General features: G+C 52.6%; 16 protein-coding genes, 1 tRNA gene, 2 other RNA genes and 1 pseudogene. 3 read left to right on the top strand and 17 right to left on the bottom strand.

Translation table 11 applies throughout. The features are described 5' to 3' along the window. Positions 1 to 4 precede the first annotated feature (4 nt). A complete protein-coding gene (locus tag NA330_RS16460; protein ID WP_001537650.1) occupies positions 5 to 112 on the bottom strand; it encodes a type I toxin-antitoxin system toxin Ldr family protein in 108 nt (35 codons plus the stop codon). A 372-nt stretch (positions 113 to 484) separates the two neighbouring features. On the opposite strand from NA330_RS16460, the pseudogene NA330_RS16455 reads away from it, so the two are divergent. Then, a pseudogene (locus NA330_RS16455) lies at positions 485 to 637 on the top strand (PLP-dependent transferase); the annotation flags it as partial. 117 nt (positions 638 to 754) lie between these two features. After that, positions 755 to 2053, top strand: a complete 1299-nt coding sequence (locus tag NA330_RS16450) for an aromatic amino acid transport family protein (RefSeq protein WP_023241876.1) — start codon at positions 755 to 757, stop codon at positions 2051 to 2053. Between the two features lie 100 nt (positions 2054 to 2153). Here NA330_RS16450 and dppF read toward each other — a convergent pair whose 3' ends face one another. The 7 genes from dppF to NA330_RS16415 all read right to left on the bottom strand — a co-directional run bounded on the left by dppF (position 2154) and on the right by NA330_RS16415 (position 10916). Then, positions 2154 to 3167 (bottom strand): dipeptide ABC transporter ATP-binding subunit DppF, encoded by a 1014-nt coding sequence (gene dppF / locus NA330_RS16445; protein WP_000103563.1) that lies wholly within the window; start codon positions 3165 to 3167, stop codon positions 2154 to 2156. Further along, positions 3164 to 4147 carry a dipeptide ABC transporter ATP-binding protein gene (dppD, locus tag NA330_RS16440; RefSeq protein ID WP_001196509.1) on the bottom strand — a complete coding sequence of 328 codons (984 nt, stop codon included), beginning with the start codon at positions 4145 to 4147 and terminating at the stop codon, positions 3164 to 3166. The genes dppF and dppD overlap by 4 nt, the downstream gene beginning before the upstream one ends. A gap of 10 nt (positions 4148 to 4157) precedes the next feature. Beyond that, positions 4158 to 5060 (bottom strand): dipeptide ABC transporter permease DppC, encoded by a 903-nt coding sequence (gene dppC / locus NA330_RS16435; RefSeq protein ID WP_000084690.1) that lies wholly within the window; start codon positions 5058 to 5060, stop codon positions 4158 to 4160. A gap of 9 nt (positions 5061 to 5069) precedes the next feature. Further along, positions 5070 to 6089 carry a dipeptide ABC transporter permease DppB gene (gene dppB / locus NA330_RS16430; RefSeq protein ID WP_000938843.1) on the bottom strand — a complete coding sequence of 340 codons (1020 nt, stop codon included), beginning with the start codon at positions 6087 to 6089 and terminating at the stop codon, positions 5070 to 5072. Between the two features lie 156 nt (positions 6090 to 6245). Beyond that, a complete protein-coding gene (dppA, locus tag NA330_RS16425; protein ID WP_000028047.1) occupies positions 6246 to 7853 on the bottom strand; it encodes a dipeptide ABC transporter periplasmic-binding protein DppA in 1608 nt (535 codons plus the stop codon). Between the two features lie 555 nt (positions 7854 to 8408). Then, a complete protein-coding gene (locus NA330_RS16420) occupies positions 8409 to 9734 on the bottom strand; it encodes a uracil-xanthine permease family protein (protein ID WP_001136076.1) in 1326 nt (441 codons plus the stop codon). 57 nt (positions 9735 to 9791) lie between these two features. After that, positions 9792 to 10916: an aryl-sulfate sulfotransferase gene (locus tag NA330_RS16415; protein WP_023241875.1), complete on the bottom strand. Its 1125-nt coding sequence runs from the start codon at positions 10914 to 10916 to the stop codon at positions 9792 to 9794. 149 nt (positions 10917 to 11065) lie between these two features. Here NA330_RS16415 and NA330_RS16410 point away from each other — a divergent pair, with 149 nt between their 5' ends. Then, positions 11066 to 12073, top strand: a complete 1008-nt coding sequence (locus NA330_RS16410) for a LacI family DNA-binding transcriptional regulator (RefSeq protein WP_023241874.1) — start codon at positions 11066 to 11068, stop codon at positions 12071 to 12073. Here the strand turns inward: NA330_RS16410 and NA330_RS16405 are convergent. The 9 genes from NA330_RS16405 to lpfA all read right to left on the bottom strand — a co-directional run bounded on the left by NA330_RS16405 (position 12064) and on the right by lpfA (position 19949). After that, a non-coding RNA gene (locus tag NA330_RS16405) (RtT sRNA) lies at positions 12064 to 12197 on the bottom strand. The two genes, NA330_RS16410 and NA330_RS16405, sit on opposite strands and share 10 nt — an antisense overlap. A gap of 34 nt (positions 12198 to 12231) precedes the next feature. After that, positions 12232 to 12365, bottom strand: a non-coding RNA gene (locus tag NA330_RS16400) — RtT sRNA. Between the two features lie 34 nt (positions 12366 to 12399). Next, positions 12400 to 12476: transfer RNA gene (locus NA330_RS16395), tRNA-Pro, on the bottom strand. Positions 12477 to 12566: 90 nt separating this feature from the next. Continuing rightward, the gene (eptB, locus tag NA330_RS16390; protein WP_023232384.1) at positions 12567 to 14258 is read right to left on the bottom strand and encodes a kdo(2)-lipid A phosphoethanolamine 7''-transferase; all 1692 of its coding nucleotides are present in this window, start codon (positions 14256 to 14258) and stop codon (positions 12567 to 12569) included. A 217-nt stretch (positions 14259 to 14475) separates the two neighbouring features. Continuing rightward, the gene (gene lpfE, locus NA330_RS16385) at positions 14476 to 15003 is read right to left on the bottom strand and encodes a long polar fimbrial protein LpfE (RefSeq protein WP_000792961.1); all 528 of its coding nucleotides are present in this window, start codon (positions 15001 to 15003) and stop codon (positions 14476 to 14478) included. 5 nt (positions 15004 to 15008) lie between these two features. Further along, positions 15009 to 16073, bottom strand: coding sequence for a long polar fimbrial protein LpfD (gene lpfD, locus NA330_RS16380; protein ID WP_001650951.1), 1065 nt, complete (start codon positions 16071 to 16073; stop codon positions 15009 to 15011). A 17-nt stretch (positions 16074 to 16090) separates the two neighbouring features. Next, positions 16091 to 18619, bottom strand: coding sequence for an outer membrane usher protein LpfC (gene lpfC / locus NA330_RS16375; RefSeq protein WP_001650952.1), 2529 nt, complete (start codon positions 18617 to 18619; stop codon positions 16091 to 16093). A 22-nt stretch (positions 18620 to 18641) separates the two neighbouring features. After that, the gene (gene lpfB, locus NA330_RS16370) at positions 18642 to 19340 is read right to left on the bottom strand and encodes a long polar fimbrial chaperone LpfB (RefSeq protein ID WP_001082125.1); all 699 of its coding nucleotides are present in this window, start codon (positions 19338 to 19340) and stop codon (positions 18642 to 18644) included. A gap of 84 nt (positions 19341 to 19424) precedes the next feature. Further along, positions 19425 to 19949: a long polar fimbria major subunit LpfA gene (gene lpfA, locus NA330_RS16365; RefSeq protein WP_001518613.1), complete on the bottom strand. Its 525-nt coding sequence runs from the start codon at positions 19947 to 19949 to the stop codon at positions 19425 to 19427. Positions 19950 to 20462: the final 513 nt, after the last annotated feature.

Genomic DNA, 20462 nt, shown 5'->3' with positions numbered 1-20462 from the left:
CGCGTTACTTCCTGTCACGTAGCCAGTTGACGATCACACTGGCGATAATGCCAGCAATGATCGGCGCCGCCAGATCGTGCCAGAAGGCCACGCCCAACTGCGTAAGCGTCATATAGCCGCCTTGTTGCAATGGCAACCGTTCGCGGCTATCCTTGATGTGTTGAGGTTCAAGTTAGCCCCCGTCAGGTTGCCAGGTTTATACCAGTCAACGTGCGGGGGTTTTCTCTATCCAGCAACCTATGCCGCCGGGGATCAAGCCCCCGCAACATTGCGCCTCACCGGGTAAACCCGGCTTGCTGCTGATATTACGGCAAAATCCCCGTCCCGGCACGGCGCTAACGTGCAATCTGCGTGACGCTTCGCAGACGATTACTTTTATTTGCCAGAATACATTCAGCATTTCTGAGGCTGGCAGTCAGCCGCTCAATTCTGTAAATTATGCCTCCTCGCGGCCAGTCCCGGTGATACCGAAACCCTCGTTCAGCATCCTGCGTCTATGACATATTCGCCTGTTGCGCCAGAGGAATGGCTAAAAGCAGGTATTACCGACGAACTTATCCGTCTTTCAGCGGGACCTGAAGATCCCGACGATATTATTCATGACCTTGAACGCGCCAGCAGAAAAGCAGCATTCTGACGATTGCTCGGCGAACCGCTGTCATCGGTTTGCCGCATCGGGTATCAAGGCACTATAGCCTGGTTATAGGCAGCATTCTTTATGAGAGAGCTGCGTATATTTTGGGCAGGGGGCTCTATGCAGGACGACACATTACCATTAAATAACAGTAACGCTACGACCACACCGCTTTCAACGAGATTACCGTTTACAAAATATGATTTTGGCTGGGTGCTCTTGTGTATCGGTATGGCGATCGGCGCCGGTACCGTCTTAATGCCAGTGCAAATCGGTCTCAAGGGGATCTGGGTATTTATTACCGCTTTTATCATCGCCTATCCCGCTACCTATATTGTGCAGGATATTTATCTAAAAACGTTATCTGAAAGCGAAACCTGTGACGATTATACGGATATTATCAGTCACTATCTTGGCAAAAACTGGGGCATTTTTCTCGGTGTAATCTATTTTCTTATGATTATCCATGGGGTGTTTATTTATTCCCTGTCGGTGGTGTTTGATAGCGCCTCCTATATCAAAACCTTCGGCCTTACTGAGGCCGATCTTTCGCAGTCTATTATCTATAAAGTCGCGATTTTCGCCGTGCTGGTGGCGATTGCCTCCGGCGGGGAAAAGTTATTATTTAAAATTTCCGGCCCGATGGTAGTGGTAAAAGTCGGGATCATTCTGATATTCGGTTTCGCGATGATCCCACACTGGAATCTTGATAATATTTCCGCCTTTCCCGCCGCATCGGTTTTCTTTCGCGACGTACTGCTCACTATCCCATTTTGCTTCTTTTCTGCGGTCTTCATTCAGGTGCTAAACCCAATGAACATCGCCTATCGTAAGCGCGAACCTGACCGTGTGCTGGCCACCCGGATGGCGATTCGCACGCATCGCATTAGCTATATTACGCTGATTGCCATTATTCTCTTTTTCTCGTTCTCGTTTACCTTTTCGATTAGCCATGAAGAGGCGGTATCAGCGTTCGAGCAGAATATTTCCGCCCTTGCGCTGGCAGCTCAGGTAATCCCTGGCCATATCATCCACATTACCTCTACCATCCTCAATATTTTTGCCGTACTTACCGCGTTCTTTGGTATTTATTTAGGTTTTCATGAAGCGCTTAAAGGTATTGTGCTGAATGTATTGAGTCGTATTATGGATGTCAAAAACGTCAACCCACTGTTACTGACATCTGGAATCTGTATCTTTATCGTGGTGACTCTGGTTATTTGGGTTTCGTTTCGCGTCTCAGTATTGGTCTTTTTCCAGTTAGGCAGTCCGCTTTATGGCATTGTCGCGTGTATTATTCCCTTTTTCCTGATTTATAAAGTAGCGCAACTGGAAAAATTACGCGGCCTGAAAACCTGGCTTATTCTGTTATATGGAATATTGTTGTGCCTGTCGCCGTTATTAAAATTGATTGAATAAGCCGTACCGGAGAGCCATGCCCGGTGGCGCTACGCTTACCAGGCCTACAGGTACGGTGTAGGCTTGATAAGGCGCAGCCGCCATCCGGCATAAAACGCAATTAACTCAGCGGTTTCTGCGGATTTTCATCCTGATCGACGGCAAAGCAGGCCACCAACTGGCCGTCGTACTCTTTAAGCTGCGGCTGTAACTGCGTGCAGGGTCCGAAGCGACGGCTGCAGCGGGCGTTGAAGGCGCAGCCCGGCGGCGGGTTCAGCGGGCTCGGTAACTCGCCGGTCAGCTTAATCCGCTCACGGCGATCGTCCGGATTCAGCCGCGGCGTGGCGGAGAGCAACGCCTGGGTATAGGGATGACGTGGATTGTTAAAAATCTGCTCTTTGGTCCCTTTCTCCACGCAGCGGCCTAAGTACATGACCATCACTTCATCGGCGATGTGTTCCACCACCGACAGGTCGTGGGAGATAAAGACATAAGACAGCCCCATATCCTGTTGCAAATCCATCATCAGGTTCAGCACCTGGGCACGCACCGACACGTCGAGCGCGGAGACCGGTTCGTCGGCAATCACTACGTCCGGATCAAGCATCAGACCGCGGGCGATAGCGATACGCTGACGCTGGCCGCCGGAGAACATATGCGGATAGCGGTCGTAGTGCTCGGTTTTCAGCCCCACCTTCGCCATCATCGCCAGCGCTTTTTCACGACGCTGCGCTTTACTCAGGCTGGTATTGATCAGCAACGGCTCTTCCAGAATTTGCCCCACTTTCTTGCGTGGGTTCAGGGAACCGTAGGGGTTCTGAAACACAATCTGAATTTTCTGCCGCCGCAGTTTCTGCGCGTGCGGATCGTGTTTGAGCAGATCCTGCCCCTGGTAATAAAGCTCGCCGCCGGTTGGCGTTTCAATCATCGTCAGCAGGCGACCCAGTGTGGATTTTCCACAACCGGACTCCCCCACTACGGCCAGCGTTTTACCGCGTTCGAGATTAAACGACACGCCGTCCAGCGCTTTTACCAGCCGTTCCGGAGAAAAGATCCCCTTCTTCACCGGATAGTGTTTTTTCAGGTCGATAGCCCGCAACAGCGGCTGTTGCAAGGTGGCCTCATGCGTGCTCATAGTGTGGGCCTCCCGGCATCATCGAGTGGGTAATGACATTTTGACTGACGTCCATCGTCCAGTTGGTTGAGAGCAGGTTCTTCCGCACGGCATCTGTCCGTGGCGTAGGGGCAGCGCGGGTTAAGCAGACAGCCCGTCGGTCGGTCATATTTCCCCGGCACCACGCCCGGCAGCGACGCCAGACGCGCTTTGTCCTGAGCAAACTCTGGTAACGCTCGTAGCAGTGCCTGGGTGTAGGGATGACGCGGCGCGCGGAAAATATCCTGCGCAGCGCCAGTTTCGACGACCTGCCCGGCGTACATGACGATAATTTTGTGCGCCGCTTCCGCCACCAGCGCCAGGTCATGGGTAATCAGCACCAGCGCCATGTTCTCTTTTTGCTGCAACTCCAGCAGCAGCTCAATGATTTGCGCCTGAATGGTCACATCCAGCGCCGTGGTCGGTTCATCAGCAATTAACAGCTTTGGTCGACAGGCTATTGCCATCGCAATCATCACGCGCTGACTCATGCCGCCAGAAAGCTGGTGCGGATAGACATCCAGACGAGAAGCCGGATCGGGAATACCCACCTGGTTCAACAGGTCAATCGCTCGCTGACGACGGGTTTTCTTGTTCCCGCCCTGATGTACCTTGATGGCTTCCATAATCTGAAAGCCAACGGTATAGCAAGGATTGAGGCTGGTCATCGGGTCCTGGAAAATCATCGCCACTTCAGCGCCCACCAGGTTGCGACGTTCCTTCTCGGAAATGCGCTTCAGATCCTGTCCGTTAAAGAGCAGGTTTTCCGCCATCACGCGGCCTGGGTAATCGATAAGCCCCATAATCGCCAGCGAGCTGACGGATTTGCCGGAACCAGACTCGCCGACAATACCGACCACCTCACCCTGCTTCACGCTGTAGCTAATGCGGTCGACGGCTTTGAACGGTGTCCCTTCGTCGCCGAAGTGCACCGATAATTGATCTACATTTAATAACGCCATCTCGAACCTCTTACTGCTTCAGTTTGGGATCGAGCGCGTCACGCAGACCGTCACCCATCAGGTTAAATGCCAGTACCGTCAGCAGAATCGCCAGCCCCGGGAAGGTCACGACCCACCAGGCGCTTTGCGCGAACTGCAATACGTCAGAGAGCATGGTGCCCCATTCCGGCGTAGGCGGCTGTGCGCCCATCCCCAAGAAGCCGAGGGCAGCCATATCGAGAATGGCGTTAGAGAAACCGAGCGATGCCTGAACAATCAGCGGCGCAAGGCAGTTCGGGAAAATATTGACGAACATCTGACGCATCGCGCCTGCGCCCGCCACGCGGGAGGCAGTCACATAATCGCGGTTCACCTCTACCAGAACCGCCGCGCGGGTTAAGCGGACATAGTGCGGCAGCGCCACAAACGTCAACGCCAGCGCCGCGTTGCCGATGGAGGGGCCGAAGATCGCCACCAGCACCAGCGCCAGCAGCAGGCTCGGCAGGGCCAGCATAATATCGACCACGCGCATGATGATGTTATCGACCAGACCGCCGAAGTAGCCCGCGACCAGGCCGAGAATAATCCCCATTACCAGCGACAGGACGACCACCAGACAGCCGACCAGCAGTGACAAACGCGCGCCATACATCAGGCGCGAGAGGACATCGCGACCAACATCATCCGTTCCCAGAATATGCGCCCAACTGCCGCCTTCCTGCCAGACCGGCGGCGCCAGCAGCGCATCGCGGAACTGCTCTGCCGGGTTGTACGGCGCAATAAAGTTGGCAAACACCGCAATCAGGATCACGATGAGAACATACGCCAGCCCGACGACCGCGCCTTTGTTGCGTTTGAAATAGTGCCAGAACTCCCGCAATGGCGTCATGGGCGCCGGTGCGGCATTAACATTATTTTCAGTAACCTGTGACATGATGGCCCCTTACTTCTTATGCCGAATACGCGGGTTCACCACGCCGTACAGCAGGTCTACCAGCAGGTTGACGAGAATAATCATCGTCGCTACCAGTAACACGCCGCCCTGCACTACCGGATAATCGCGGCGTTGCAGCGCATCGATCAGCCAGCGCCCCAGACCGGGCCACGAGAAGATAGTTTCTGTCAGAATCGCGCCCGCCAGCAGCGTACCCACCTGCAGGCCGATCACGGTAACGACTGGCAGCATGGCGTTACGCAGAGCATGGACGATAATGACGCGCATCCTGGTCAACCCTTTGGCGCGTGCGGTACGGATGTAATCCTCCCCCAGCACTTCCAGCATCGACGAACGGGTCATACGCACAATGACGGCCAGCGGGATTGTGCCGAGCACCATCGCAGGCAGGATCATATGCGCCAGCGCATCAATAAAGTTACCCTCTTCGCCCCAGATAGCGGTGTCGATCAGCATAAAGCCCGTCAACGGATTGGTATCATCAAGGAACACCATATCGCTCACGCGCCCGGAAACCGGCGTCAGGTTCCAGTGGACGGAGACCAGCATGATCAGCATCATGCCCCACCAGAAGATAGGCATAGAGTAACCGGTCAGCGCCAGGCCAACGGCAGTGTGATCGAAGATAGAACCGCGCTTCACTGCGGCCAGCACGCCCACCGGAATCCCCACGGCGACGGCAAAAATCATGGCGCAGACGCCAAGTTCCAGCGTCGCTTTAAAGCGAGGTACGAACTCGTCCCACACAGGGATTCGGCTTTTCAGCGAGATGCCTAAATCGCCATGCATCACCCCCCAGATATAATGGAGGTACTGCTGCCACATCGGTTTATCAAGACCGAGTTCAGCCAGCAGTTGAGCATGGCGCTCAGGGGAAATACCTCGCTCACCCGCCATGATCATCACCGGATCGCCGGGGATCATGTGGACAAAGGCAAAGGTGAGAAGGGTAATACCGATAAACGTCGGGATAACGAGTCCCAAACGTCGGAGAATGAACTGCAACATAACCCGAATTCTCTCTCATGACCCACGGCCTGGAACCGTGAGTCTGTATTGCTCACAAATCTTATCCCACGCAAACTGCATCGCGGATAAAGCATTACGCCGGATGGCGCTGCGCTTATCCGGCCTACACAACACCGGGGCGCAGCGCTCTTTTAATTATTCGACAGAGACGTTTTCGAAGTGATGTTTGCCTAATGGATCAACCACATAGCCTTTAACTTCTTTACGCACTGGCTCATAAACCGTGGAGTGAGCGATGATCAGCGCTGGCGCCTGGTCATGCATCACGACCTGGGCCTGTTTATAGAGTTCAATACGCTTGTTGTGGTCATCGGTCGCACGCGCAGGCTGAATCAGGTCTTCAAACGGCTTGTAGCACCATTTTGAATAGTTGGAGCCTTGCTGGGCGGCATCGCAGCTGAACAGCGTGGCGAAGAAGTTATCCGGATCGCCATTATCGCCGGTCCAGCCCATCATCACCGTCTGGTGCTCGCCATCTTTAGCGCGCTTGAGGTATTCGCCCCATTCATAGGTGACAATTTTGGCCTGAACGCCAATCTTCGCCCAGTCCGCCTGGATCATTTCCGCCATACGACGCGCATTCGGGTTATAGGGACGCTGTACCGGCATCGCCCACAGATCGATGGTGAAGCCTTTTTCCAGACCGGCTTCTTTCAGCAGCGCCTTCGCTTTTTCCGGATCGTAGCCGTAGTCTTTAATATCGTCGTTGTAGCCCCACATTGTCGGCGGGATCAGGTTTTTCGCCGCAACGCCCGCGCCCTGATAAACGGCTTTGATGATGGCCTCTTTATTCACGGCATAGGTCAACGCCTGGCGAACTTTGACGTCATCCAGCGGTTTTTTCTGTACGTTATAGGAGAGATAACCCACGTTCAGACCGGCCTGCTCCATCAGGTTGATGTTTTTATCTTCTTTCATGCGCGCAATATCCGCCGGGTTCGGATACGGCATCACCTGACATTCGTTCTTCTGCAGTTTGGCGTAACGCACAGAGGCGTCAGGCGTGATGGAGAAGACCAGACGGTCGATCTGCGGCTTCGTGCCCCAGTAGCCGTCAAAGGCTTTGTAGAGAATGCGGGAATCTTTCTGATATTGCACCAGTTGGAACGGGCCAGTGCCGACCGGGTTCAGATCCACTTTTTCCGGCGTACCGGCTTTCAGCATGTTGTCAGCATATTCTTTGGAAAGAATAGAGGCGAAGTCCATGGCTAAATCGGCAAGGAACGGCGCTTCCGGACGCGTCAGCACAAACTGCACCGTGTGATCGTCTACCTTCTTCACTTCGCTAATCAGATCCGGCAGCCCCATGCCTTCAAAGTATTCATAGCTGCCGCCAGACACTTTATGGTACGGGTTCTGCTCGTTTTTCTGCCGGTCAAAAGAGAACACGACATCATCGGCGTTCAGCTCGCGCGTGGGTTTGAAATCCTTGCTGGATTGCCATTTCACCCCTTTACGTAGGTGGAACGTATAGGTTTTACCGTCTTCGCTGATATCCCACTTCTCAGCAAGACCCGGGATCACTTCCGTGGTGCCGGTTTTGAATTCAACCAGACGGTTATAGATAGGTACGGAACTGGCATCATAGGTGGTGCCAGACGTAAAGAGCTGTGGGTTAAAGCCTTCCGGCGAGCCTTCTGAACAATAAACCAGGGTTTTGGCCTGCACGCTGGCTGCAACGGTCATGGCCACCAGGCTCAAACCAAGCTTCAGCATCCCTGACTTCTTCAAGGAAATACTCATTCTTCTGCTCCAATTGTGATGTATGTTGTTTTGCCCTTTGCAAAGGCTTTTACCGCCCGGCCTTTTTTGTTTTTTACCTGGTCAGGTCAGTAGTGAGAGGTGGGGATTCCGTTCGCATAATCGACTGAGTTGCAGTGCGGATTCTCCATAAAATGCCCCTCATTCCCTACAATCTGTCAATAGAATGTCAAAACGTCAATACAGGTAACCAGCTTTTACAACAACGGTGAGAATTAACAAACAAAGATTAAAAAAAGTTCAGAAGGGTATTTTCAGCAGGGAAATTTGTGCTATGGGCAGAAAGGCAGAGTTATTCACTTAATATTTTGCAACAGTTAGTGATTAACAATTAGCCATTAATTGAAAAATTTCTTTCGATATGTTGATTATCTGAGCGATTAATACCACTAACGCTAAAACGCACAGGCGAAAATGCTGAGGTTATCCATAAGCCGTGTGCAAAAAAGAGTTATCCGGACATTGAAAAACACCATCGAATATGTCACAAAATTGTAAATAAGTAGGCCGTCGTGCGGCCTACCGCGATCACAAAAACTAACTTTTGACCCTGGCCTGCGTGCGCTTTTCGCTCCAGTTAAACAACGAGTTCACCAGAATCGCCGTCAACGTCCCCGCTGCCATGCCGTTGCCAAAGACCATCTGTACGCCCGCCGGGAAATTCTGATACAGGCCGGGTACCAGTATAGGTAGCATTCCCATGGCCAGCCCCATCGCCAGCGCGTAGGTTTTACCCGGCGTATGCAGTGGCTCGCGCGCAATCATATCAATACCGATAACCCCGATAATGCTGAAGACAATCACCGCCGTACCGCACACCACCGAACCTGGCAGACAGGTCGCCAGACGTACCAGCGGCGCGAATATGGCAATCAGGATTAACAATCCTCCGGCAGCCGCAGTCACGAAACGCGATTTCACATTAGTGGTGCGTACCACCCCAATATTTTCGCCGGAAGTGATAATTAAGGAGGTGCCAAAAATCCCCCCCAGCAGCGACATTACCGCATCACCACGAATGGTACGTGGAATCGCCTGCTGCACATTTTGCGTGGAATTGACTATTTCCGCAGTCGCAATCGTTTGCCCGGTTGCTTCAGCCATAGAGATGACCGCATAAATCAGTAACGGCAGCGAGGCAGAGAGATCAAAAATCGGCCAGCCGAACGGCAAAAGCTGTGGGAAACTAAACAGCGGCCCGTGACCAACACCGCTAAAATCGGTGCTACCCAGCGCCATTCCCAGCAGCGTTCCCGCTAAAAGGCCGAACATCACCGCCAACTGGCGCAAAATACCGCTAAACGCCAGCGCGAAAATCAGCGTTATCAGGATAGTCCCCAGCGATAAAATGATACTGGTTGGATGAGCGAAGTCGGCGCTCCCTGGCTGGCCAATGATCAACCCGCCGTACAGGCGAATAAGGTTAATCGACACCATTAGCAGCATGATGCCAATGATAAAGGGGGGAAAATGGTGCAGGCAGCGGCGGAAAATCGGCAACGCGATAAAGTAGAACAGCGAGGTCAGAATTACGGCGCCAATCGCGGTCTGGATATTGGTCTGTAAAGCGATCGCAACGAAAATCGCAATCGGCGCGCCCCCCGGTACCATAATAAACGGCAAACGCGCGCCCACCCCTTTCACACCCAGGCTTTGCAAAATAGCGCCCAGACCGCACATCAGAAAGGTCGCGCTAAGTACCGAGGCGGTCACCGTATCGGTAAAGTGCAGCGCTTTGGCGATCAGAAAGACGGAGGTAATGGGGGTGGCGGCAACGACCAGCACATGCTGAAGCGCCAAAAGTAAGGTGGTTTGCCAGGGTAATGCATCGTTATCCGGCGTAGTAAGGCCAGGTTGCGGCATGATTAACTCCCATAAAACATCAAAAAAATAACCGCCAGCGCGAGCTGGCGGTCTGTATTATTTCAACCAACTAATGGCATCAGCGGCATAGCGATGCGCACGGAAGGCGCTGTTCTGTTTTCCAGGAATAATGCCTTTACTGAGGTGCTCCGGATATTCATTAAAGAACGGAATGATATATTCCCATACCGTTTCGCCTTCCGGGGTGACTTCAAACAGGCGGCCAAACGCCGATTCACAGATAAAGGTGTTGCCGTTCGCCAGCCGCTGCGCGCTCCCCATATACGGCGAGAAAAACGCCGGCGGGAAGATATCGCGATACTGCCAGGTAATCGCTTTGGTCTGCGGATCGAACTCCAGCACCGTGGAATGCGGCGAGGTGACGCCGGGACGCAGGTTGCCGTTATCGAAAACCAGAATCGACCCGTTCTCCATCTCAACCGGCGTGTGCTGCTGCGCTACCACTTCCGGCCCTGCATGCCAGATAACCTTCCCGCTCTCTTTATCCACGGCAATGACGCCAGACGTAGTGCGCAGGCTCATCAGCACCAGGCCATCACGGGTGACGGACAGGCCGTTAATCATCGGCCAGTGGCGGCGATCGAAAATATCATGAATCGGGAAATCTTCCGGATTCAAATGCTCCCAGGCACGCCATTCCCAGACCACTTCACCGTCGCGATTGACCTCTTTGACGACGTCGCTCTGAATCACGCCGTCCGGCGCATCACGTCGCGGGTCGCCGCCGGTAACACGGGCGGCGATATCGGCAGGTAACGGCGACGCGGCGGTATACAGCAGGTTACCGTTTTCCAGCCACTGCGCATCGTGGTGATGGTAAATATCTTCGTAATGCCAGACGATTTCGTTATCCGGCGTCACTTCATAGAAGTCGCCGCCGTGCCAGAGATCCCACGCCGGATAGAGGTTCGCTGAAGTGCGGTGGCTGCCGTTATAACCCAGATTACCGTTCGGCAGCAGCACCGCATCACGCCCGGCGCGAACCGGAAGCTGCCACTGATGCGCGACTTCGCCCTGCTCGTCCACCAGGTAAACCCGCCCTTCGGCGGTTTGCGGCGCAAAAAGCGTATAGCCGCCAAAGCTCTTCGCTTTATCAGCGTAGATAAGGCCCGCCGGACGGCGTCCAAGGGTGAAAGTCGAATCCTGAGTTAAGTGTGCCACATCGCCTCCTGAGGAATAAATTTGCGCCAAAATACTCCATTAAAACGTTTTAATGAAGAGTTTTTTACGATCCTCACCGAAAAAAAGCAAACGTTACCGTCTGGTAAATATGCTACCCTGTGCGCAAACTTTCGAAGGTCAGGAAGCAGATGGCTGTTCAAAATAAAAAACGCGCAAAGTTGATTGATGTTGCCCGCCATGCAGGCGTGTCGCCAGGGACGGTATCCAATGCCTTGCACAACACCCGCTTTGTCGAGCCGCAGACGCGACGGCGTATTGAAGAGGCCATTGTTGCGCTCAACTACACGCCGAATATTCGCGCCCGCCAGTTGCGAACCGGCAAAACCAATACCATTGCCTTGCTCTCTTCGGTGCCGCTGGCGATTGCCTCCGGTGCGTCACGACTGGGATTTATGATGGAGGTGGCGTTAACGTCCGCGATGATGGCGCTGGAAAAACAGCATGCGCTGATTCTGGTGCCGCCGGGGGCAAATCCACTGGATGCCGTCAGCTTTGACGCGGCGATCCTGATTGAGCCGGCGGAGAACGACCCGCAGCTCCAGGCGCTGGCGCAAGCGGGCATTCCCTGCGTCACCATTGGCCGCACGCCGGGCACCGACACGCCTGTGCCGTGGGTTGAGCTGCACTCGGCGGCAACAGCACAGCTTCTGCTAACGCATCTGGAGGCCTCCGGCGCCAGCAAATGTGCGTTATTTGTCGGTAACACACGGCGAACATCAGTTCTGGAGAGCGAAGCGGCTTACCAGCGCTGGTGCGCGGGGCGCCAGGCCCCCGTCGTCTACTCTCTCAATGAAAGCGAGGGTGAAAATGCCGGCTACCAGGCCGCGCAGCAGCTATTACAGGCGCATCCCGACGTTGACGGCGTGCTGGTGCTGATCGATACCTTTGCCAGCGGCGCGGTACGCGCTTTTCAGGAACAGTCAGTAGCTATCCCGGAGCGGATGCGCGTGGTCACCCGCTATGATGGTATCCGCGCGCGCGAATCGCTGCCACCGCTGACGGCAGTGAATATGCATCTTGATGAGGTGGCGCGACAGGCAATCACACTATTATTTGATTTGCTGGCGGGCAAGAAGGTCAGTCACAGCGACGGGATCATGCCTGAACTGGTGGTGCGAGCGTCAACCTGCCGGTGATAGAGGATGACTCGCCACTGCGTGGCTCGCCCTGCGGGCCGTTGCTGACGCAACGTTCTCTCGCTTCGCTCGGGTCGAACCTCTTGCCCCCGGAGGTTCTCATCCTCGTCAGGCTTCAGATACAAAAAACCCTGCTCGTTGAGCAGGGTTTCTGAATTTGGTCGGTGATAGAGGATGACTCGCCACTACGTGGCTCGCCCTGCGGGCCGTTGCTGACGCAACGTTCTCTCGCTTCGCTCGGGTCGAACCTCTTGCCCCCGGAGGTTCTCATCCTCGTCAGGTTTCAGATACAAAAAACCCTGCTCGTTGAGCAGGGTTTCTGAATTTGGTCGGTGATAGAGGATTCGAACCTCCGACCCCTTCGTCCCGAACGAAGTGCGCTACCAGGCTGCGCCAATCACCGAATGCGGGCGCATCTTACTGCTCAGGCGCACGCCCGTCAATCCCTTAGTCGCAAAATACAATTCAATCGGCGAGAAAGTCGGCAGACAACCTACTTCGCGGCGACTTTCTGCGCATCGGGAATATGGCACCAGTTGTTGTTCTGGTTAATACCGCCATTCGGCGATGTATACCCCAGGCAGCCCATTATCGTATCGTACAGCTCCACATGACGACGCGGCACTTTGATCTCCGCCTGTTGTTTCAGGTGAGCGAACATCTGCGCATGTTGCGGACTGGCAAGATATTTATCCGACATCCATACCAGCATCGGAACACGGAATTGCTCCGGCGGCGCCATATTGCGCGGCGTACCGTGCAAATGTTCGCGTTCGTTAATCGACTCGCCGTGGTCAGCCGCGTAGAACACAATCGCTTTTTTATCACGCAGCTGATCGAACACACTGGTAATAAAGTGATCCACATAGGTCACGGAGTTATCGTAAGAGTTGATCATCTGCGCTTTCGTGCAGCCGCTATCGACCCCAATACATTCGGGCTTCCACTGAGCGTAGCTGCGCGGATAACGTTGCGTATAGTTAAAATGCGACCCCTTAGTATGCAGGATAATCAGATGCTTACCCTCCGGGTTCTGGGCAAGCGAGTTCTGCATCTCATCAATCAACAGCATGTCATCAACCGTTTTACCACGGTTACGCGGCTCGGCGCCGATCTGCTCGCGGTAGGAGATATTATCCGCCATGGTATTGCTATAGAACCACATCTCGCTCTGCATGGCGTACAGATCGGAACTGAATCCGAGCTGTTTGAGTACGGCAAAAACATTCTGCTCTTTTAAGGTACGCTGCGGGTTATTATCCGCCCCGCCTTCCCGTACAAACATACAGCGTAAAGAAAGCTTCGTCGCGGTATCGCAAGAATAGCCGCGGAACGCCGCCAGATTTTTTTCCTGCGCCAGCTTCGGCGTGGTATTACGCTCGTAGCCGAAAATCCCCATGTGATCCCAACGGGTCGTCTCACCGATAATGAAAACGACGTAGGTGTCATCCCCATCCTTCGGCGCAACATAGGTAAATTTCCTGGCCGGGTTTATTAACGAATTATTGTCCGACGACTCATCTACCTGCGCCCAGGCATACAGCCCTAACGCAGATAACCAGTTTGAAGGCAGATAGGAGTTCGCCACCACGCCGCCATAGCTGGGTAAGTCGATACCTGTCGCCCGTTCAACCTTTTTTTGCTGTACATCCAGCAGGCGGATAGGCGCCCACACCATTACGCCTGCGAGTACCACTACAGCGGCGCTGCGAAAACGCTGCCCCGGCGTACGTAGCTGGCGCAACAACGTGTAGCGACAGTGGTTACTCCAGATAAAGATGAGCGGAAGCACGCTCACGGCAATTAGCCACAATACGAAGTGCAGCCCCACCACCTCTTTCGAGAGATCGATATCGGTGGTCATAACAGACGCAATAATGCCGTAGCCAATCACCACGTTCAGGAAGGTCATGTAATAACTGGCGCCAGCGGAAAACAGCACCACCAGCGTGGCCAGCACACGCCAGACGCGTCGGCCAAACAGTGAAAGAAGACGAAGTAAGAAGAAAGTGACCAGCACCGTGGCGCCAAGTTCGACAACTGCGGAGAGGCCTTTCCAAATGGTAAATTCTTGTGCATAACTGCCGAAACGGCGGTAAAACACGGCGCAATTCATAAACAGACCGATATAGAGCGCAAGCAAGAAACTAAGTTTCTGTTGCGTCATCGATTTAATGTATCTCATGCAAACAAACCCTGGGAATCGGGATAAAAACGACCTGTACAACGATTCTGTAATCAAACAGGTAAATATGCGGCTAACGCAGATGTAAGAAAGTCTACAAGCACGGTTAAGTAGACCACAAGCAGAGGGGAAAGTGGCAACGGAGAGTGTGATCGGAGAAGATTTTTACAAAAAATCACTAAAAATGGAAAAGGGCCAGCGAACTGGCCCTCAGTGATTATTCGTATGTGACGCTAAAATTCACCGTCGCATTCGCTGGGCCAACGGTGGCATCCGGCTTAACAGGCACATAGCTGGCGATATAGTTCAGCTTGTTAGTACCATCAAACCAGACGGTGTGTTCTACGGGCGTAGAGTCGGTACTGGAGGGGTATTGTTGCGTCCCACCAGATGTTTTAATTTTTAACGCCACGCCCGTCGCGCCGCCGCTATCCAGGGCAAAAAGCGAGGGGTCAGTCGGGTCCGGAGAACCGTCCATCGTAACGCTGGCCTTTGTGGCATACGCGCAATCTTTTAAGCCGATGCTAAAGTTTTTCTGGTTCAGCTCTTTACCCACTTTTACCGGGCGCTGAAGCACCACGGTCTCCATATTGACGTCGATACTGTCGTTTTCCAGTTCACAGGTAGCCGCCTTAATAGTAATGGTAAAGTGGATATCACCAGCAGAACCGATATTCGACGGTGCCGCCATCGCGGAAGTGGTAAGCAGTAAACACGCTGGCATCAAAGCATGAAGGTTTTTCATCCTGCTTACTCCACATCAATACGCATGGTGGCAATTCCCTCGAAATCCCCGGCGGCCGGCAATTTGCCGGTGGTACTGATGGGGTAAGCCGAAATGGTCGTTGAGGCGGTACGGTGCGTGTCGTCAACAAGACCCGATACGCTCAGCTCCTGATTCACACTGGCGTCATTTGGCACCAAAATTTTACCGTTAGCACCCTCAATGATGGCACCGATATCCGGGTTGCCCATGTCGATGGCATTCGAATCATTAGCGTTTGGCGTTCCCTCAATACGCAGGAAGATCTTTACGCCATCGGAAATATTGGTGCATTTAAACTGCAGCTCTTTGGTGAATTTCGTGGCGTTCTTTGCAACTTGTCCTTTGCGATCTTTAAAATCAGTGGCCTTAAATTCCCCAAACGGAATTTCCAGCGTGCTGCCGCTGGAGAGTTCACAGCCCTGTGGAACAATGATGCTCCCACTTAAATATACGGATGCCAACGGACTGGCATTATAAACGTCTACTTTGTGGGTGCCAAACAAGTCCAGTATCTTTGTACTCGGTATTTGCAGTTCACCGACAAATGGATGATTAATATAAAGAGATAATTTTCCTTTACTTCCTGTTGTAAACCGTACATCACCCACAGTGCAGCCTGCTCTGGCGGCGGACAGATTATCTAAATTAGAAAATGGCGCTGTTTTATAATCCTGATAGTGTCCCTGAACCCAAACATCGACTGAAATCTGGATATTATTATTGATAATAAAATATTGGCGTTCGCCTTCGCTGTGGCCAGGAACGAGGGGGGAAGTAGCTTTATAATATGTCGATGCCGTAGCAGTCCCCTCTGGACATTCACAAACAGCATCGTAATCCCCCCCTAAATCCCACGACCAAAAATCACGGAAAACCATACCTGAGGCATTCTTGGACGTATCGGTGATGGTTTTATTCAGCGTGGCCGAAAAAACATGAGTCCCGCCGTCAGGCGTACACGCCCCCCAATCCGCTGCCGCCAGCGCCTGGCCAGAAAACAGCACCGACCCGCCCAGCAGGCCCGCAAACATTATCAACTTTTTCAACATAATCGTTTCCTTCCCTGTTACCGGCAGACGGCATTCGCCATCACCACGCCGGTATTATCCTGTTGTTCCGGCAGCGTAAACGCCACGCGGCATTGCTGTGCCTGGTCTTTACCCCAGTTCACCTGAAGGGCACCTTTCTCCGGCATCCCGCTGATATAAAGCTGACCGTCTTCACCCACGATACTGCTGGACTCTTTTGTGGTATCCAGCAGCGTGGCGGTAGCACCAAACGGCACCGTTTTGCCATTGGCCTGCGTCAGGTTCATCAGCACACGATAGCCCACTCGGGTATCGAAGCGGGCACGAACAATCGCGCCGCGCGTCGGCACTACGTTGACGGAGGCGGTATCCAGGTCAACCTGGTTGTTCAGGCTGTCGCTTCGCAGTGAGACTTCCGTTTCACGGTACGGAGTGAGATAAGGCACGACCGCATTACCCATCCAGTCCACTTCCACACCACCGTTGTTGATCACGTGCGCGCCGCGCGCCCCCGGTGCGGAGATAATGGCCATGGATTCACCCAGCGGTTGAGAAAGAGTGATGCCTTCGCTATGGGCTATCACACCGCCGCGCAAACCGTAGTTCACCTGCTGGCCGTCACGGTTGTAGTTGTAACCCAGGCTGGCGCTACCCACGCCGCCCTGGTAATCCAGGTTCACGCTGCCGCTGTTACCCACGCCGTTGCTGCCGTAGCCTTCCTGCACGCTATAGTTCAGGTTGTGGTCTTCCAGCGCGGTGCCGCTCACCCCTAACTGCTGGTTGGTTCGACCATGCTGATCGGTCGTGAGGTGGTAGTTACTCCACACGCGTCCCAGTGGAATCGACATGGAGAATGACAGTAAACGATCGCTCTCATCCCACTCCGGGCTTTTCGTCCAGGTGTAAGCAATGCTGTAGTTCACGCGGCCAATACGGCCGTTATAACCGGCATTCAGCGAACGCTGTTTACCTTCATCGTTCCAGTAGTCCTGCTGCGTGACGTTAAAATAGACCGAGCCCCAGGCGCCCAGTTGCTGCGTCACGTTGCCCTGAATCTGACTACGTTTGTGATACTGGCTATAAGAGCTGTCCGCATCGCTGCGCACATCCGTCGCTTCCTGGAAGGTGTAATAGCCGCTGGTCGAATACTTGTAACCCAGCAGACGGAAATCGGTACCGCTGTTAAAGCTCTTGGAGTAGAGGAAACGATAAGACTGACCTTCCGAATTCTCCTCATTTGCCAGCTTGCTTTTTGCCTGGGTTACATCGATGGAGATCGCGCCGATATAACCGAAGTTTTTACCTAATCCTCCCGCCAGCGAGTAATAGTCGTCAGAGAAGATCGCACCACCATAAACGGTAAAGCCATATGGCAGGCCGTACATGGCATCAAGCTGCCCGAATTTCGGCTCGGCGCTGTTATAGTTCCCGGCACGGTATTCCCCGGCGGAAAGGCTGTACTTGAGATGGCCTTCACGCTGGAGGAGCGCCACCGAGGAGAACGGCTGAACGAACTTCTGCTCACTGCCGTCCGATTCTTTAATGGTGACCGTCAGGTCGCCGCTGTTTGAGGTTGGATACAGGTCGTTAATTTCAAACGCACCCGGCTGAACAAACGTACGGTAAATAACGTAGTTGTTCTGCTCAACGGTGACTTCGGCGTTACTTTTGGCAATACCCCGGATGACGGGCGCAAACCCGCGCTGGCTGTCAGGCAGCATCTCTTCGTCGGAAGTTAACTGCACCCCGCGCATCTGAACGCTGTCAAAAATATCACCGGCGGTGGAGGTATCCCCCAACGTCAGCTGTGATTTCAGCGGCACAATGGCGCGGCTTAGGGATGTGCCAATGTTATCCCATGTGTTGTTACCGTCGTTTCGCGTCCAGGTACTATAGTTACGTAATCGCCATGCCCCCAGGTTCATACCGCTGCGCAGGTTCAGATAGTAGCTGTCGCTGTTGTAGTTGGTCTCACTGTCGTGCGCGTCATAGCTGGCGTTGCTGCCGGAGAAGTTATAATCCACCAGCAGGGCATTCACCCCTTCGTCCCACTGCGATTCTGGCACCGTACCGCGCGCTGTCTGTTTCATCGCAGCCTGCGGGAAGCTCATGATCAGGGTCTGGTCTGCAAAATCGAAATGGCTGGCGGCCTGGGGAATAATGTCGTCAAAAGCAACACAGGCTTCAGGCGGGGCCATTTTCAGCGCCGGGAAGCTATCAATACGCACGCCCATATCTTCAAGCTGCACGCGGCTTAAGCACGGCACCAGGGATTCACCCATTTTTGCGCGCTGCGCCTCTGTCGCTGCCTTAAACTCCAGGGTGCGAGACTCCATTTTTTTTTCGTTGACCACCACCGAGACGCGGTATTTACCTGGCAGGTGTTCAGCTTTATTGGATTCATACATTGAAAGGTCAACGTGCTGATCAATACCCGGCACATCCTCCAGAAAGCGCGGGTTAAATGTTCCCGCATACGCGGGGAGCGTACTCGCTATCATCAGCGCAAGCGCAGACTGCGTAAAACGCGAGGTCTTATTGCCCAGAGGAAGATGCGTCCATGTCATAGTAATAATCCTTTAAAACGTGTTAGTTAACGCGCTGTGTCAACATGTCGCCAGCCGTGCCAAAGTCATTAATAATGTTGTATTTAACTTCGCTTACCTTGCCGGTGCCGGCTGGCAGTTCAATATTCAATGAGCCTTTTGCCGGAACCATTCCCGTTTTTTCAATATCACGGCCGTTGGCATAAAATTTATTAAACGTCAGGTTAAAGGCAGATGGGTTTTCCACTTTGATCTGGTTAGCCCCTGCGCTGGTGAACTGCAGTTTGTTCCAGCCGTCCATGCTATTGCCTTTCAGGCCCGCCGGACGATAGAACAGTTTTAAGCGGGTACGTACGGCGATCTGCAGTACGTTTTTAGCTTCCGCGTCTTCACTTTTGGCAGGAATAGCTTTTACGTTAATCCAATAAACGGACTCGCGATCCTGCGGTAACGTGCTCGTCGTATTAACAATACGTAAAACGTTATTTTTAGTCGGGCTTAATTTAAATAACGGTGGAGTGATGATAAAGGGCGTCTTTTTATTACCGTTAGCGTCATCAATCCATGACTGAATGAGAAATTCATCCGTGGTGCTTTTATTATTTACCGTAAGAGAAGCTTCCTTTCTACTACCGTCATAAATAACACGTGTGCTGCTTAATGCCACGCCACCGGCAAAACTGTTTTGAGCAATCAGCGCCAGCACCAGTGCTGTGCAAGATATCAAACGTGAGCGGTTCATGATTCTCTTCCTGAGCCTCCGCTGGAAAAAATGGCAACGGGATTTCCGTTGCCATTATGATTGACTGTATTAACGAAAATTCGATTATTCGTAGGACAGGTTGAAGTCCACTTCTGCGTTACCGTAACCAGTGGTTACAGTATCTTTTGTTGCAACGTAGTTAGCGGTGTAGTACAGCACTGTCTGACCAGCAGCCAGCGTAGTGGTGGATTTACCGGTGTTCATTTCAACAAGCTTGTTAGCGTTGTCGTAGATACCGATGCCCACGCCGGTTGCCGCACCTGCTTCAGTGTTAACAGAAACCAGTGTCGCGTCGTCTGCATCTCCAACGCCAGCGAAGCTCACGTTAACTTTGGTTTGAGAGGTGATGTCACAGTCTTCCAGTTTGATTTGGAAAGGCTTGGAAACAGATTTATCGCCAATGGCTTTGAAGATATTTTTCTTAACCTGACCCAGCACAACTTCCTGGTTCTGAGAGTCAGTAGAAACGACGCATGGCGCGTCAACGATTTCACCGGTGAATTTAATGGTGCCGTCACCAGATTCAGCAGCGAAAGCAGAAGTGGAAACTACAGCGAGAGCAGACAGAGCAAAAACAACTTTTTTCATTAAAAACTCCATTTATGACGGTAGATAACAGAACGCATCCTTAGGATTATCTGCATTCTGTGAGGAAATGGAGTGTATAGAGGTGGGTATTAGATACTATAATTAGTATATATAAAAATATTTTTTAGTTAAGCTTAAAAAAAATAGAAATCAATATGTTACAAATGTAACGTACATAAATGTAAATTTTTATTAAGAATAAATTAATATAAATAATATATTATTTCTTCTGATTCATAAATAAGTTAAATGCATTCCTTATTTATTAGACGTTTTTTTAACTCCAATTGATTAGGTATTTGTGCTAAATAAAAATAAAGAGCACCAAATGGGTGCGCTGTACGCCTGGTGTTGCATGTGTTACGCAGACGCTTCGCTAACCCTCTCCCGCTGCGGCTGGCGAATAGTGGTGGAAACTGCCAGCGAGATGATTAACAGCGCAAAGATAACGCAGAAGGTTAGCACCCTACTTCCGCCACAAGATCTGTTATCACAGCGTTTCGATGGTAGTTT

Source organism: Salmonella sp. NW722, assembly GCF_051702785.1.
GTDB lineage: Bacteria > Pseudomonadota > Gammaproteobacteria > Enterobacterales > Enterobacteriaceae > Salmonella > Salmonella enterica.
This window is presented reverse-complemented; position numbering and strand designations above follow the sequence as displayed.

Coding starts and splice junctions, on each gene's coding strand:
- NA330_RS16460 (WP_001537650.1), bottom strand. CDS start 112: ATGACGCTTACGCAGTTGGGCGTGGCCTTCTGGCACGATCTGGCGGCG.
- NA330_RS16450 (WP_023241876.1), top strand. CDS start 755: ATGCAGGACGACACATTACCATTAAATAACAGTAACGCTACGACCACA.
- dppF (WP_000103563.1), bottom strand. CDS start 3,167: ATGAGCACGCATGAGGCCACCTTGCAACAGCCGCTGTTGCGGGCTATC.
- dppD (WP_001196509.1), bottom strand. CDS start 4,147: ATGGCGTTATTAAATGTAGATCAATTATCGGTGCACTTCGGCGACGAA.
- dppC (WP_000084690.1), bottom strand. CDS start 5,060: ATGTCACAGGTTACTGAAAATAATGTTAATGCCGCACCGGCGCCCATG.
- dppB (WP_000938843.1), bottom strand. CDS start 6,089: ATGTTGCAGTTCATTCTCCGACGTTTGGGACTCGTTATCCCGACGTTT.
- dppA (WP_000028047.1), bottom strand. CDS start 7,853: ATGAGTATTTCCTTGAAGAAGTCAGGGATGCTGAAGCTTGGTTTGAGC.
- NA330_RS16420 (WP_001136076.1), bottom strand. CDS start 9,734: ATGCCGCAACCTGGCCTTACTACGCCGGATAACGATGCATTACCCTGG.
- NA330_RS16410 (WP_023241874.1), top strand. CDS start 11,066: ATGGCTGTTCAAAATAAAAAACGCGCAAAGTTGATTGATGTTGCCCGC.
- eptB (WP_023232384.1), bottom strand. CDS start 14,258: ATGAGATACATTAAATCGATGACGCAACAGAAACTTAGTTTCTTGCTT.
- lpfE (WP_000792961.1), bottom strand. CDS start 15,003: ATGAAAAACCTTCATGCTTTGATGCCAGCGTGTTTACTGCTTACCACT.
- lpfD (WP_001650951.1), bottom strand. CDS start 16,073: ATGTTGAAAAAGTTGATAATGTTTGCGGGCCTGCTGGGCGGGTCGGTG.
- lpfC (WP_001650952.1), bottom strand. CDS start 18,619: ATGACATGGACGCATCTTCCTCTGGGCAATAAGACCTCGCGTTTTACG.
- lpfB (WP_001082125.1), bottom strand. CDS start 19,340: ATGAACCGCTCACGTTTGATATCTTGCACAGCACTGGTGCTGGCGCTG.
- lpfA (WP_001518613.1), bottom strand. CDS start 19,949: ATGAAAAAAGTTGTTTTTGCTCTGTCTGCTCTCGCTGTAGTTTCCACT.